Source organism: Shewanella fidelis ATCC BAA-318, from assembly GCF_000518605.1.
Classification (GTDB): domain Bacteria; phylum Pseudomonadota; class Gammaproteobacteria; order Enterobacterales; family Shewanellaceae; genus Shewanella; species Shewanella fidelis.
Genome location: NZ_JADX01000018.1, coordinates 64523 through 77820 on the forward strand (window position 1 = coordinate 64523; position 13298 = coordinate 77820).

9 protein-coding genes are annotated in these 13298 nt (G+C 42.3%); 5 read left to right on the top strand and 4 right to left on the bottom strand.

From position 1 onward, the window contains the following. Nucleotides 1–11 precede the first annotated feature (11 nt). Nucleotides 12–3266, bottom strand: coding sequence for an ExeM/NucH family extracellular endonuclease (locus L884_RS0109340; protein ID WP_037410711.1), 3255 nt, complete (start codon nt 3264–3266; stop codon nt 12–14). 32 nt (nt 3267–3298) lie between these two features. After that, on the bottom strand, nt 3299–4351 hold the full coding sequence (locus L884_RS0109345) for a hypothetical protein (RefSeq protein WP_028767250.1): 1053 nt from the start codon (nt 4349–4351) through the stop codon (nt 3299–3301). An 861-nt stretch (nt 4352–5212) separates the two neighbouring features. Between L884_RS0109345 and L884_RS0109350 the strand changes: the two genes are divergently transcribed. Together L884_RS0109350 and L884_RS0109355 are read left to right on the top strand one after the other, a co-directional pair. Next, nucleotides 5213–5893 (top strand): tetratricopeptide repeat protein, encoded by a 681-nt coding sequence (locus L884_RS0109350; RefSeq protein ID WP_028767251.1) that lies wholly within the window; start codon nt 5213–5215, stop codon nt 5891–5893. Between the two features lie 2 nt (nt 5894–5895). Then, the gene (locus L884_RS0109355; protein ID WP_028767252.1) at nt 5896–6873 is read left to right on the top strand and encodes a hypothetical protein; all 978 of its coding nucleotides are present in this window, start codon (nt 5896–5898) and stop codon (nt 6871–6873) included. Nucleotides 6874–6959: 86 nt separating this feature from the next. Here the strand turns inward: L884_RS0109355 and L884_RS0109360 are convergent, their stop codons facing one another. Both L884_RS0109360 and L884_RS0109365 read right to left on the bottom strand, forming a co-directional pair. After that, entirely contained in the window at nt 6960–8402 is a 1443-nt protein-coding gene (locus tag L884_RS0109360) for an OmpA family protein (RefSeq protein ID WP_051435597.1), read from the bottom strand. Between the two features lie 379 nt (nt 8403–8781). Next, nucleotides 8782–9180: a hypothetical protein gene (locus tag L884_RS0109365; protein WP_028767254.1), complete on the bottom strand. Its 399-nt coding sequence runs from the start codon at nt 9178–9180 to the stop codon at nt 8782–8784. A 382-nt stretch (nt 9181–9562) separates the two neighbouring features. Here L884_RS0109365 and recR point away from each other — a divergent pair, with 382 nt between their 5' ends. The 3 genes from recR to L884_RS0109380 all read left to right on the top strand — a co-directional run bounded on the left by recR (nt 9563) and on the right by L884_RS0109380 (nt 13206). After that, a complete protein-coding gene (gene recR, locus L884_RS0109370; RefSeq protein ID WP_028767255.1) occupies nt 9563–10162 on the top strand; it encodes a recombination mediator RecR in 600 nt (199 codons plus the stop codon). Between the two features lie 207 nt (nt 10163–10369). After that, nucleotides 10370–12286 (top strand): molecular chaperone HtpG, encoded by a 1917-nt coding sequence (gene htpG / locus L884_RS0109375; protein WP_028767256.1) that lies wholly within the window; start codon nt 10370–10372, stop codon nt 12284–12286. Nucleotides 12287–12360: 74 nt separating this feature from the next. Continuing rightward, nucleotides 12361–13206 carry a tetratricopeptide repeat protein gene (locus L884_RS0109380; protein WP_028767257.1) on the top strand — a complete coding sequence of 282 codons (846 nt, stop codon included), beginning with the start codon at nt 12361–12363 and terminating at the stop codon, nt 13204–13206. Nucleotides 13207–13298: the final 92 nt, after the last annotated feature.

The following is a 13298-nucleotide window of genomic DNA, read 5'->3' on the forward strand; positions in this document are numbered from 1 at the left end:
GAGAAGAAGGCTTATTTGCGAAGGCGACGGCGCATAGCAGCCAGCCCAAGCAGGGATAACAAGCTAATGAAACCTGTGCTACCAGCACTACCGTCACCACCAGTTTGGTCGCTTTCTTCCTCTACAATGTCCGCAATCAAGGAGTCGCGGTTAGAGACCTTCGCTAGGAAAGATTGCTCAGAGCCTGCTAAAATTTTGCCATCTCGCTGTAGCCTTACAGTCACCTTGTAGATAGCTGATGGTGCTCCAAAGACCTCGAAGTTGACCAATGCTGTTGAGTCATTAGAAATCACCACATTAGGCAGTAGCATTTGGCTCAAATCTAAACGCTGTTCATCATCATCAGGACTCATACTGATTGTTGCGACATCGCCAACTTGAGTAGAAATACCCGTTGGGATCTGATAAGGAACCTTGATTAGCTTTCTTAGTTTTGGCAGGTTCAGAGGCACGTTACGATCTGCATCACCTGGCTTATAGTTCAGAGTGATTAGTGCAGGATCGTGATCCGATGCGCGATAGATGTCCTCTTTGTAGAACTTATGCGTTCCAGTACCGTCGATGGTACCTTTAAAGCGGTTTTGATAGTCATACAGGCCGGTTTCTGCAGCATTAACATGCCAGTCAGTGGCATCAATCACGCGGTCTTTTAGAGAAGGTGAGATCAAGATGTGATCCAGTGAGCCAATTTCATCACTGAAAGAGTAACTCCAAGGTGTCTTCCCCTTTTCCATGAGCTTTTCAGCGACGATATCGATGTAGCCATAAGTTTTAGTGATGATGACAGGAGAGCCATCTTCGTTGAACTGAGGCTTAGGTCCAAGGAAGGTGTGACTAGCGGTAACGATTGTCTTGTTGCGTGGGTTCTCGGTAAGAACTAATATAGGATCTTCTTTGCCATAAGCATTCAAGTCGCCAAGGATGATCTTATCGCCTGGAACGTCTTCCATCTCTTCACCTAAGTGCACGGCACCTGCTACACGGAACTCAGCACATGAGCCTTGGTAGTCCAGATCTGGCGCTGTACGGTTGTTCCAGGTGGTAGCATTACCAAACTCAACACCTTGCCATTCTTCCCAACAAGTAGAGCCTTTTGATTTAAGGTGATTTACAGCTAGAGTCAAGCGCTTGCCTGTTTGGTTAACGATAAAGGTTACAACCAAGGCATCACGGTGGTAATTCTGACCGTTCTCTAGAATTTCCTGATTCTGATCTTTGATCACTTCACCTAAGTCATTCACTATAGTCGGTGCTTTTTGTTGAGGCATTGGGATAACACGAGTACGTTCAATGCTCATCTTACTTGGACGATATATGATGCCTGTTGCAATAGCGTCAGAACCAATGGCATCAAGGTTATCCAACATTTGATTGCCATTGTTGTCAAAACCAACAAACACATAACGGTTCTCAGTAGAGTTAGGACCATTGTAATCCTGAGGTCTCTCATCCACATATTGAATATTAACCTGATTCACAATCTCGGCAATTGCACTAGCATCACCAAAACCGTTGTTTTCAATCTCCATCAACGCCATGACATCGGCATCTTGAGCACGAATAATTTCTACCAGCTTGGTTCTCTGGTTAATGTATTCATCGTAGCTATCTGCGCCTCGGCTCTGACCAAAGTTGTTGTTGTCGCCACCGAAAGGAGAGTTAAAAAAGTTAAACAGGTTCTGACTAGAAATACGGATAGCAAAATCATCATCTGCCACAGTATCTTTCAGATCTGGTGTCTCAGTACGCGGTAAGTTGTGAACAAAGTTATCACTCGTCAACTGGTTGGTTATAGTCAGGCTATAGTCTTGATCATACTTGTCAGTCCCTGGGATCAACTCAGTTTCATATTGACTGATTACACCTTCCGCGTTGATTAAACTATCGTCGATACGGATGTAGTTGGTGTGTGGGTCACTGTTAAAACCAGCGTAATAAGGCAACTCGGTGCCATTGGATTTAGTGGCACTTTCAATCACTAAACGATAGTCATTGTTTTGCTCATAGGCCGCCTTCGACTCTGGGCTTCCTGCCACATGCAAATGGTTTGGCTGAAGATTAGGACGTTTATAAGCCGCCACCATGTTGTTGCGGTTATGCCCTTTACTACTTAAAAGGTAGTTGTAACTGAAGCTGCGAGTAATACGCATATCTTGGTCGCCATCAGTCTGAGGGTCCAAATCTGTAGGCAGGTTAACCAACATTCCTTCGTAACGTTCCAACGTCTTATCGAATGAGCCGTTATCAGAGCTAATAACCTCAATATCGGTAGGCTGAGTGAAGATGTCAGTATCAGTAACATTCCAGCTAAATGCAGTATCTGCAGATAGTTGAGTCTGACCTTCAAACTCTACTACTTTACTGCCAATACAAACTGTCTGACCAACCTTCAAGTCACCGGCTGCGCTAGAACTAACAAAGATACCATCGGAAGTCTCTGGATTGTTATCAGAGGCAATATTGCGAAGATAGAAGCCCTCATTCGGAATAGACACCTTAGCTGAAACTATCCCTTCTACGGCTATCTTTTCTTCAGATTCAGTTTTACCTTCGGCAATCAGAGGTGAGGTAAAGCCTGTGCCTTGGACTTCGCTAGGAGCCTTAATTTCGCTTCTATCTATTGGACATGTGAAGATGTCCATTATGTCTTCTGCATCAGCGGCAGGTAGCTCTGATTTACCTAAATCATCAAATCTTATTGGTAAGATGTTCTGCCACTTGGTCGCATCGAAAGTACCTGATTGAGCAGGATTGTTGCCATCAGCAGCTTTTTTACGACGTAAAGTGGTATTTGGAGCCCACTTGCTAGACTCATTTGCTGCTCCAACACGGTCGATAACAGTATCACCATTTTTCAGGAAGAAACCGTCATCACTTGTCAGAAACAGATTGTTGTACTTATTACTGCTGTCATAGGTAGAGATAACAACAGTTCCACCTTGAGCCGTGATGGCATTACGAAACTCTTCACTGGCTCTGCTATTGACAACCACCATCGAAGCACCTGGTGCAAGTACCTGACCTGTCAGCAGTGGCTTAGCATCAGCGTTAAGCAATTCGTTGTCGTACTTACCACTAGAGCGTTGGTAAGCAGTAATGTCGTCGGTAAAGGTGAAGGCATCTGAGCCTGTATTAGTAATTTCAACCGCGCCCACGTTTGCATCGGTACTTTGGGTCATTTCAGTGATCAGCAAGTCTTCAACGCCAGCAAAGGCGCCCATGCTAATGGTGCTGGCAATGGCCAGCGATAGGAAACTTTTCTTCATAGTAGACTCTGTAAAATTGAATACGATTAGGACTAGAAGTACATGCGCACGTATGCGTAGCCTGCTTCTGGAGCTTCGCCAACTCGACCTTCAAGTGAAAGCACGATGTCACGAGCTGGGCGATAGTTAAAACCTAAGCTAGCCCAACGACGCTCTTTACCGTATTCAGGTGGTAACTCTGAATAGTCGTAGTTCGGAGCGAGTAGATCCCACCCTTCATACTCTTCGTGGTTTATAGAGCTAATTATTTCCCAGTGTTCATTCAGATCGTATTTAGCACTGGCCGTTAATCCATAGTTGCGGAAGGTTTGGTAATCTAGGTGTACTTCGCCGCTTTTACGTGTAGACAAGTCTTCATCTTCTAAAAAGCCATTTAAACCAATAGAAAGGTTTGACATTAGTTTAAGGCGTGCTCCTAAACCTATTAGTTTTTGCTCACCGTATTTACTGATGCCGTTAGAGCCGCCACGGGTTTCTACGCCAACTACGACAGATAAAAAGTCAGACATCCACCCCATATAACCGTTAATGATGTCACCTTGCAGGGCACCACTTTTGTGTTCGCCATCGTATGAGTAAGAAGCTCCAAAAATAAGATTTTCAAACTTTGCTTGATACTTAACGGTATTTTCTTGATCGCCAGCTTCACCGGTTTCAATGGATTTGTTGAAGGTGAAATCACCAAAGTGGTCGTAATCATCAAATGCTGTATCAGTTAGGCCTAGCTCGACCCACTGTTGTTCAGTGAAGAGATAACCTACGTACAACTTGTCGATGGCCAATTCGAATTCACCGTCACCGCCAAGCCAGTTACGGCGTTGGTAGTCTAGCTCTAGACGATAAGTAAATTGTTGACGTTGCCCCGTTACCCCTAGAGTCGCAAAGCTATCATCTACATAGCCTTTGGTATCGTAGAACTCATCGTGGTTGTAATCTGCATGAGTGTCAAAATGGCCCCCTACACCTACTTCGCCATATAAGCGCACGTGGTCACCTTGACTTTCACCGTCTAACACTACAGCGTTCACTGAACCAGCACTAAGCATGGTGATAATAGCGATTGCAACTGTTGATTTATTTAACATTGCTGTTATTTCCGATTAGTAATTTGTCAGCCTATATTTGAAGGCCAAACTCAAAATTAAAAATGTTTATTAGTAATATTTGAAACTTATGGATAGTTAGGTAGGTGGAGAGTTCGATGACGAAAATGTAGATATATTTGTTGCATACTTCATGGATCAACCCCTAGCTTGTAATAAAGTCGTTAATTTTTATTAACGTTCGGCGCGATTGTTGCAGAAATTTGTAACAAAAAAAAGAAGTGCTAATCATATTTTGTGTTTATAAGCATCTGTTAAATATGGAAAAAATAGGATTTCACTGGGTCGATATTGAGAACAGTGATGGGTAAGGTTGGTATTGCGGTATTATCAATCAGTGATTTAGGTGAGAACGTTGTGGTGATATTTTTATGTTAAATAACTGGGTGGGTAAAAGATTTTTTGTGAAAAATAATTCAATAAAAACAGTCTAACGTTGCTGTATTGTGTGCATCTTGGAGTGAAATCAGCTCCTACTTTAGGAAGAGCTAGTTGTTGATGGAGTATCACTAGATCTGTTTATGTCAGTATTTAGTGCGTATCAAATTTCCGCTCTGCTTCTAACGCCTGTGGTCATTTTCATAACTAACGTATTTCTTTGCTTAGGCTAGTTAGCTAACCCTGACATTATCTTGGTTCACCAAGCATTTATGTTGTATTAGCATAACTTTTTAAAAGCACTAAATCTCATCAAAAAATGCAGCTATTAGCTTTAAATTAGTTTGTAAAAAATCGCTCTGGGTTGATCAAATTCTAGTATTGATTGGTATTACTCCGTATCTCCTTGCAGTAAGAATTGCCTGTATGTCAGACTACCGCTGTCTTCAATAATATGAGCTGCACGTGAAAAATAAGCTGTCAGGACTGGTTGTTTCCGTCTTTGTTTTTATCGTCATTGTTATTTTTAATGCTTTGTTTGGCGCCCCACCCATCGCACTTAGCGGCATAGAAAAGTACAGTAATAGTCTGCCTGCAGCAGAGGCGCGTGAACTTGGTTTGGTGTTATTTGCCGAGAAACGTTATTCAGAGGCAAGGGCTTTTTTCACGCCATCAGCCGAGTTAGGTGATATGCCAAGTCAGCTGGCACTGGCGACGCTTTATTTTTACGACTTAGAAGCTGCTGATAATTATCAGCATGCGTATCACTGGTTTAGCCAAAATAGTAATAATGCTTTTGCACAATACTATTTAAGTCTGTTTTATCACTTTGGGCATTACGTACCACAAAGCCCGCAAAAATCCCGATATTGGCTAGAAAAATCCGCTGGGCAATCTTTTCCTGCGGCGCAGCATAATTTGGCTGTGTATTATTTTAATTTGGGTAACTATCCCATGGCGTATCAATGGGCGCTATACGCTAGAGGCAATCATTTTTCTCAGTCTCGGGCTTTAGTCAAACAAGCTGCTAAGCAGTTATCTTTGGCCGAAAAAGCCAATATGGATCAACACTACAGAAATACTCAAATAGAGCATGAATGGAGTGATAAGACCTTGATCTCTGAATTGTTAGAGCAGGTGTTGTGAATATGAAAATCAGCAGTTTTTCGTTAATGCTCGCAAGTGGACAAAGCCAAAGCTTCGGTGCGTTAACAAGCCAGACAAGGCTAAAACAAGTACTTAAACAAGCACTTGAACTCGCAGAGACTGACACGCTACCAACGCATGAACAGGCATCTAACGCTGCAGCTACAGCTAAGGCAACAGCTGATGCAAACTCTAGCGTAAAACCAGAGGCAAAGGCGATGCCGATGTTAATCGTGCAAGCAAAATCAGGGTATGCTGAGTTTACTTTTACTTTCGATTTGTTAACTAAGGAAGAGGGGCTATTGACCCTATTTTATAGTGGTTCTAAAGCGGCTAAAGAGCGACAAAAGCAATTTGGTTTTGTCACTATCGATGACTTACAGCTGCATTTACAGCGTTTGTTGACTATGAATAAGGCACAACTGACAGACTTTTATTTTGCGAAACATACGTTAGTGCAGCGGATCGTTAAATACACTCTGCTTAGCTATGTCGTTGCAGCAGTGTCTGGTTTGTTATCTTATGTTTATTTTTCTGACTTACTTTGGCGCGATGATGTGTTTAGCAGTTTTTATACTGCCACAATCATCATTTATTTGGTTAGCTTGCCAGTTTTTATCTGTCATGCCATGTCAGCTGATAATCGAGAACGAGCACAGCAAATGGGCCAAAGCCTGGCTAAGCAGATGTTAGCTCTTATGTTTGGTAATGTTATTTTTAGCTTGGCCATTGCTGCTGGTGGGGTGAATTTGATGCATGTTGTTCAAGCTCAAACTACGACAATTGAAATCAAGTTTGCTGATAAAAATCGTGACTATTGGGGCAAGCATTGTAAAGGCGGCGTACGTATTGATGATTTTTCTGGCACGATTTGCTTGCAAGATAGAGCCTATTGGCAGGTGATCCGCCCTGAAATGACCGCGAGTGCGACTGGGCAGCTTTCTAACGTGGCGTTTGATGTAAAAGCGATGGCGCTTTAACAGCATTTCGCTAATTTGTTAGATAAAACTAACTAAGTCTAAAACTAAAAGGTCAAGTGGTGAGCTTGACCTTTGTTGGTGAATGATTACTTATTATCTGAGCGGAGTACTAGCTCTACTCTACGATTAAGTTTTTGACCCGCTTCGTTATTGTTGTTTGCTACAGGAGCATACTCACCAACGCCCTTAGCCACTAATTGACTTTTAGGGATGTTGTGCGCGGTGGTGAGCTGCTTAACTACCGCTTTGGCACGTTTGTCAGATAACACTTGGTTATAGCTTTGCTTGCCTTGATCATCTGTATGTCCGATGACATAAAAGCGCTGCTTAGGGTGCGCTTTTAAGTAGGTTGCAACAACGTCAATAACGCTGTGGGCCTCAGTAAGCATTTCATCGCTATCAAATTTAAATAGCAGTCCATCTAACGCCACGTGACCTGTTTGGGCGATCTTATCGGTAAGTCCCTCAAGATCGATACTGACTTTATCATCAACTAGTTGAGTCTCTTCGATGATTTTTATTTCAGCCCATAATGCGCCTGGGTAACCTATGATGTAAGTCATTGCGTAAACATTACCCTCAGACCTGATTAGCTGGTAAAGACCGTAGAATTGATTTTCATCAAAGCCATTAAAGGCTAGCGATTTTATACGCTTTTTAATGTGACGGGATTGACCACAAGCTTTGCCCTTACAGGAAAATGTTTGCGTAAAGCCAAGCTTTATTAAAGCTGAATGGTAATTAGCATTCACTTCATATTCAGAGTAAGCACGAGGTAATTTGTAATTAATGTCGGTAATTTTACCTTCTAGCTGTTTTATGCTGTGTTGTCCCTTATTTACCGCGGTAAACACTGCGGTTTGACCAAAGTTATACTGCTCATAATCATGAATATAAGCGCCGGGTAAACGCGCTAGCATGGGGTGGTCGCTAGCGTTTTGGGTATCTTTATGTTGCAGATCTTTGAAGTCTTTTTGTTTAACTTCGCTGCTTAAATAGCTTGGATTGACACTGATTAAGTCGAGCGGTTCAGGAATAACTTCAATGATATCCAGTTGTAATGCTGCTTCCTTATTCCAGTTTGCCGAAAAAGCCGATACATAAACTCGCTTTTTATCCAGTTGTACTTTGCCGGTAAACATAGCAGCTGCTTGGCTAGGTATGCTATTTAGTGGTTTTAAGGTTCGATAAAGTGATTTTACATTGCCACAGGTTGCATGAAGGCATTCAAATATCAACTCGCCACCAATATCGGTAAATTGTTGTTTATAGTTATTAATAATATGGCTTGGCTCATAAGTTACAGGGACTTTATAGCTAACGCGGCTTAATTTGCCCTTAACATTTAGCGTAGTGGCTTTTGAGTTCTGGATATTTGAAACAAGTCGATACTCAGTGAAGTGACGATTGGACTGCTTATTATTTTTTGCTTCGTTCAGCGGGTTAAATAGCGATTGCTCTGCGATAGCGTGGCTGGTCATCATGACCATTATGGCAATTAAAAGTGTGGTCTTTTTGGTCATAGCCATTGATCATCTCCATGAAGAAGGGAAGCTGTGCTCTCCACAAATGAAACTCAGTTGTTACGGCTGAGGTTTAACCTGAGCTGAGGGAGCATTTGAACTTCTGCAAGTGATATTTATTGGTAAACATATTTGCTTGTTTACAAATATAAAAACCTGCGTTTTCTTGCTTGGTTATAACAATTTCAAACAGAGTTCTGAGTGTTATTGAGATTAAGCAAGAGAAGGTTTCCTTATTTAAATCTGGTGGGTATTTTTATAATCAAGGTTGCTACGCGCTTAATATGACTAAAGCTAGCTTTATGAAAAATCACAAATACGCACTGCTAAGTTGCTGAAACAGAGGTACAGCCATACCTCTGTTTTGTCATTGAACTGCAAAGCTTTAGAAGTAAAGGTGCTCAACCAGCTCATTATTTACATAAAGTTCGCACTTGTCTGCAGTCGAGTTGTTAGATGATTGGACTATGCCTGCGATAGCACCAAACGCCCCCCCTTGATTGCCTAACACTGAACCAAAGTAACAATGACTTCTCAGCTCAATTTCCTTGTAGTTTGCTTTCAGGTTTTGGGTTGGTGTGTACGGGGGGAATTTGCCCTGCATAACGGGGTCGTTATTAACACTCAAAATTAATAGATTCTTTTCGTCGTCAAAACTACCATTAAACTTCAGCGTTACACCGTCCACGTCGACAACTTTTTCTTGAGCTACACGTGGAGGTTTAGCTGCACAGCCGGCAACGACTGCAACAAGTGTAAGTGCTAAAAGAGTGTTAAGTTTCATTGATATACTCCATTAAATTAAATTCAATCTTCCTGATAAAACTCAGTATTTGCGGCGCAACTTTAGCTTAAATTTTTCAGTTTACCTATTCTCCTAAAGCATGCTTTTTGATGAGGTGCGTCATTCATAAGTTGTAGTGAAGTTGTTTATAAAAGTCTAAAATATCAATGAGTTTAAAGGCTGCTGTCTCAGATTTTGATTGGCTATTTATCAGTCAGTGCAAAGGCGCTAAATTTGCAGCTTGTAATATAAATATCTGTGTTAAGATCAGTGTTTGCTTTGATTGCTGTCCTGTAAGCTAGAGCGTGTTTGCTGTGCAGTAACTCTGATCATATAAAATTAAATGTTGGGGCGCTGTGATGTCCCATAAACGGAACGTTAAATGAAATTTAGTCCACTCGTTGATGATCTTATTCAATCACTTCGTTGTTTACCGGGCGTTGGCCCAAAATCGGCTCAAAGAATGGCATTTCAGCTATTGGAGCGTGACCGCAAAGCGGGCGCGAAGTTGTCTGAGGCATTAGGTAAGGCGATGTCTGATGTGGGGCACTGTCAGTCCTGTCGTACATTTACCGAAGAAACTTACTGTCCTATTTGCGTGAGTACTAAACGTGGTCACTCAGAAGTCATATGCGTGGTCGAAACACCTGCTGATGTTCTAGCAATTGAAGCTGGTGGTCATTTCACTGGACGTTATTTTGTATTACTTGGCCATTTATCACCGCTTGATGGCGTGGGGCCTGAGGAATTAGGACTGGCGTTACTGGAGCAACATTTAGCATCAGGTGAAGTGAGCGAACTGATTTTGGCGACGAACCCAACTGTTGAAGGTGATGCGACCGCGCACTACATTGCTGATATGGCGAAACGTCATCAATTAACCGTTAGCCGTATTGCCCACGGTGTGCCTGTTGGCGGTGAGCTTGAGTATGTTGACAGTACCACTTTGGCGCTCTCTTTTAACGGTCGCTTACCGATTTAATCATGTTTACCATGAGCGCTGCATTATATGCGCTTATAAGTGATTGTTTGAGCTTGTAATCATCTCGAAATCCAGTTGTTGAGTATCAATAACTGGATTTTTTTTGTGCAATTAAAAGCAAACCACATTCTTTCCCTTGAAAAGTAGTTTTATAGCCCCATCTTGTTTGTAAGCTTTATTAAAACTGATTTTTAAAGGGAACATTTCATGTCACAACAAGAGACGCATGGCTTTCAAACCGAAGTCAAACAACTATTACATTTGATGATCCATTCTTTGTACTCAAACAAAGAGATCTTTTTACGTGAACTCGTATCTAACGCTGCGGACGCTGCTGACAAGTTACGTTATGAAGCCCTAACAAATAACGATCTTTATGAAGGCGACGGTGAACTGCGCGTTCGCATTAGTGCCGATAAAGAGAAAGGTACAGTTACTATTGAAGACAATGGTATCGGTATGACTCGCGATGGTGTGATTGAACACCTAGGTACCATTGCAAAATCTGGCACAGCTGATTTCTTTAAAAACTTATCTGGCGATGAATCAAAAGATTCACAACTAATTGGTCAGTTTGGTGTTGGTTTTTATTCAGCCTTTATCGTTGCTGATCGCGTTACAGTTCGCACTCGTGCAGCTGGCCATAGTGCTGATGAAGCAGTGCTTTGGGAATCTGCAGGCGAAGGTGACTTCACTGTTGAGACCATCTCTAAGCAAACTCGCGGTACTGAAATTACGCTTCACCTACGTGAAGATGAGAAAGAGTTTGCAGATGATTACCGTCTTCGCTCTATTATCACTAAGTACTCAGACCACATCTCTGTACCAGTAGAGATGTTTGAAGAGGGCACACCTGCAGTAGAAGCAACTGAAGATACTGAAGCCGTACCAGCAACAGAAGGTAGCTGGAAGCCGATGAACAAGGCTACAGCACTTTGGACTCGCAATAAGAGCGATGTGTCAGACGAAGAGTATCAAGAGTTTTATAAGCACATTTCTCATGACTTCGCAGATCCATTATTGTGGAGCCATAACCGCGTTGAAGGTAAGCAAGAGTACACCAGCTTACTGTATATTCCGGCTAAAGCGCCATGGGACCTATGGAATCGTGACCGCAAACATGGTTTAAAACTGTTTGTACAGCGCGTATTTGTTATGGATGATGCTGAACAGTTCATGCCAAGCTATCTACGCTTTGTGCAAGGTTTGATTGATTCAAACGATTTACCACTAAACGTTTCTCGTGAAATCTTACAAGATAACAAAGTCACTACCGCGCTGCGCACCGCTGTGACTAAGCGTGTATTAGGCATGCTTGAAAAGCTTGCCAAAAATGACGCTGAGAAATACCAATCGTTCTGGACTGAGTTTGGTCAAGTGCTAAAAGAAGGTCCAGCGGAAGACTTTGCTAATAAAGAGCGTGTAGCAGGTCTACTGCGTTTTGCATCGACTTACACGGGTGAAGCAACGGCTAACGTGTCATTGGCTGATTACGTTGAGCGCATGAAGGAAGGTCAGTCTAAGATCTACTACATCGTTGCTGATAGCCATGAAGCTGCGGCAAACAGCCCGCACCTTGAAGTGCTACGCAAGAAAGATATTGAAGTATTATTGATGTCTGAACGTATTGATGAGTGGTTAATCAACCACTTGACTGAGTTCGACGGTAAGAAACTTCACTCAGTGACTCGCGGTGATCTTGAGCTTGGTGAGCTTGAAGATGCAGATGAGAAAGAAGCGCAAGAGAAACTACAAACTGAATCTGAAGGTTTAGTTAAGCGTGTTAAAGACAGCTTAGGCGATAAAGTTTCTGAGGTTAAAGTAACGACTCGTCTAACAGATACGCCAGCATGTGTGGTCGCAGGCGAAGGCGAAATGTCTACCCAGATGATTAAGCTAATGCAGGCTGCAGGTCAAGATGTACCTGAATCTAAGCCAACATTTGAGCTAAACCCAGAGCATCCGCTAGTTGCACGTTTGAATGACGAGCAAGACGAGCAGTTATTTGCACAGTGGTCAGAGCTATTGTTACAGCAAGCATTATTGTCTGAAAAAGGTAGCCTTGCTGACCCATCAGCATTTATTAAGCTAATGAACCAAATGTTATTGGCTAGCGTTAAGTAATCAACAGCTATGATTAAAGAGGCAGTTATACTGCCTCTTTTTTATGGTCACTCGCTACTAGCGAAGGAAAAGTTATGCAATCGATTCTAGAGCTGACTAAAGAAAACATCCAACAGGTGGTTGACGCTTCGATGGAGAAGGTGGTTGTTATGGCATTTTGGGCGAGTCAAAGCCCAGAAAGTTTAAGCCTAATGCAAACACTTGAAAGCATCGCACAGCAACAAAATGGCCGTTTTGTATTAGCGAAAGTTAACTGCGAAACGGAAATGGAAATTGCCAATTATTTTCAAATCCAAAGTTTGCCTACAACCTTAGTATTGCACGAAGGTAAGCCTGTGGATGGTTTTGCTGGCGTGCAACAAGCGGCGCAAATTACCGAGATGCTCGACAAGCATTTACCCGCTGAGTGGCAATTAAAGCTTAATCAAGCACGAGTATTTTTAGCTGAAAATAACGCAATTGCGGCACTGCCGTTGTTGAAAGATGCCTATGCTGAACAACAATTGGCTGAAATCGCGTTAGCGCTAGCTGATGTGTACCTGTCATTGGGCGTACTTGAAGATGCCAAGACCTTATTAGATTCAGTGGGTTTGGCTGACCAAGATAGCTATTATCAAAGTTTGAAAGCTAAGCTTGCATTAGCGCTTGATGCTGCTGACACCCCAGAAATACGTAAGTTACAGCAAGATGTAGAGCATGATCCAACTAATTTGGAGTTAGTGATTGAACTTGGCAAAGCATTACATCAAGCGGGACGTAATGATGAAGCGTTAGAGCTGCTTTTTACACCATTGCAAAAAGACATGTCTGCACAAGATGGCAAGGTAAAACAGTCATTTTTAGAGATCTTAACTGCGTTAGGTCAAGGCAATACGCTAGCGAATCAATATCGACGTAAGCTATACACCTTACTTTACTGATTCGCGTCAAAGATATTTGTTAGTTGTGATGCTAAAGTCGAAGGACAAATGACTTCAAAATGGCGGCCATTTATGCGAAGATCGCCGCCCTA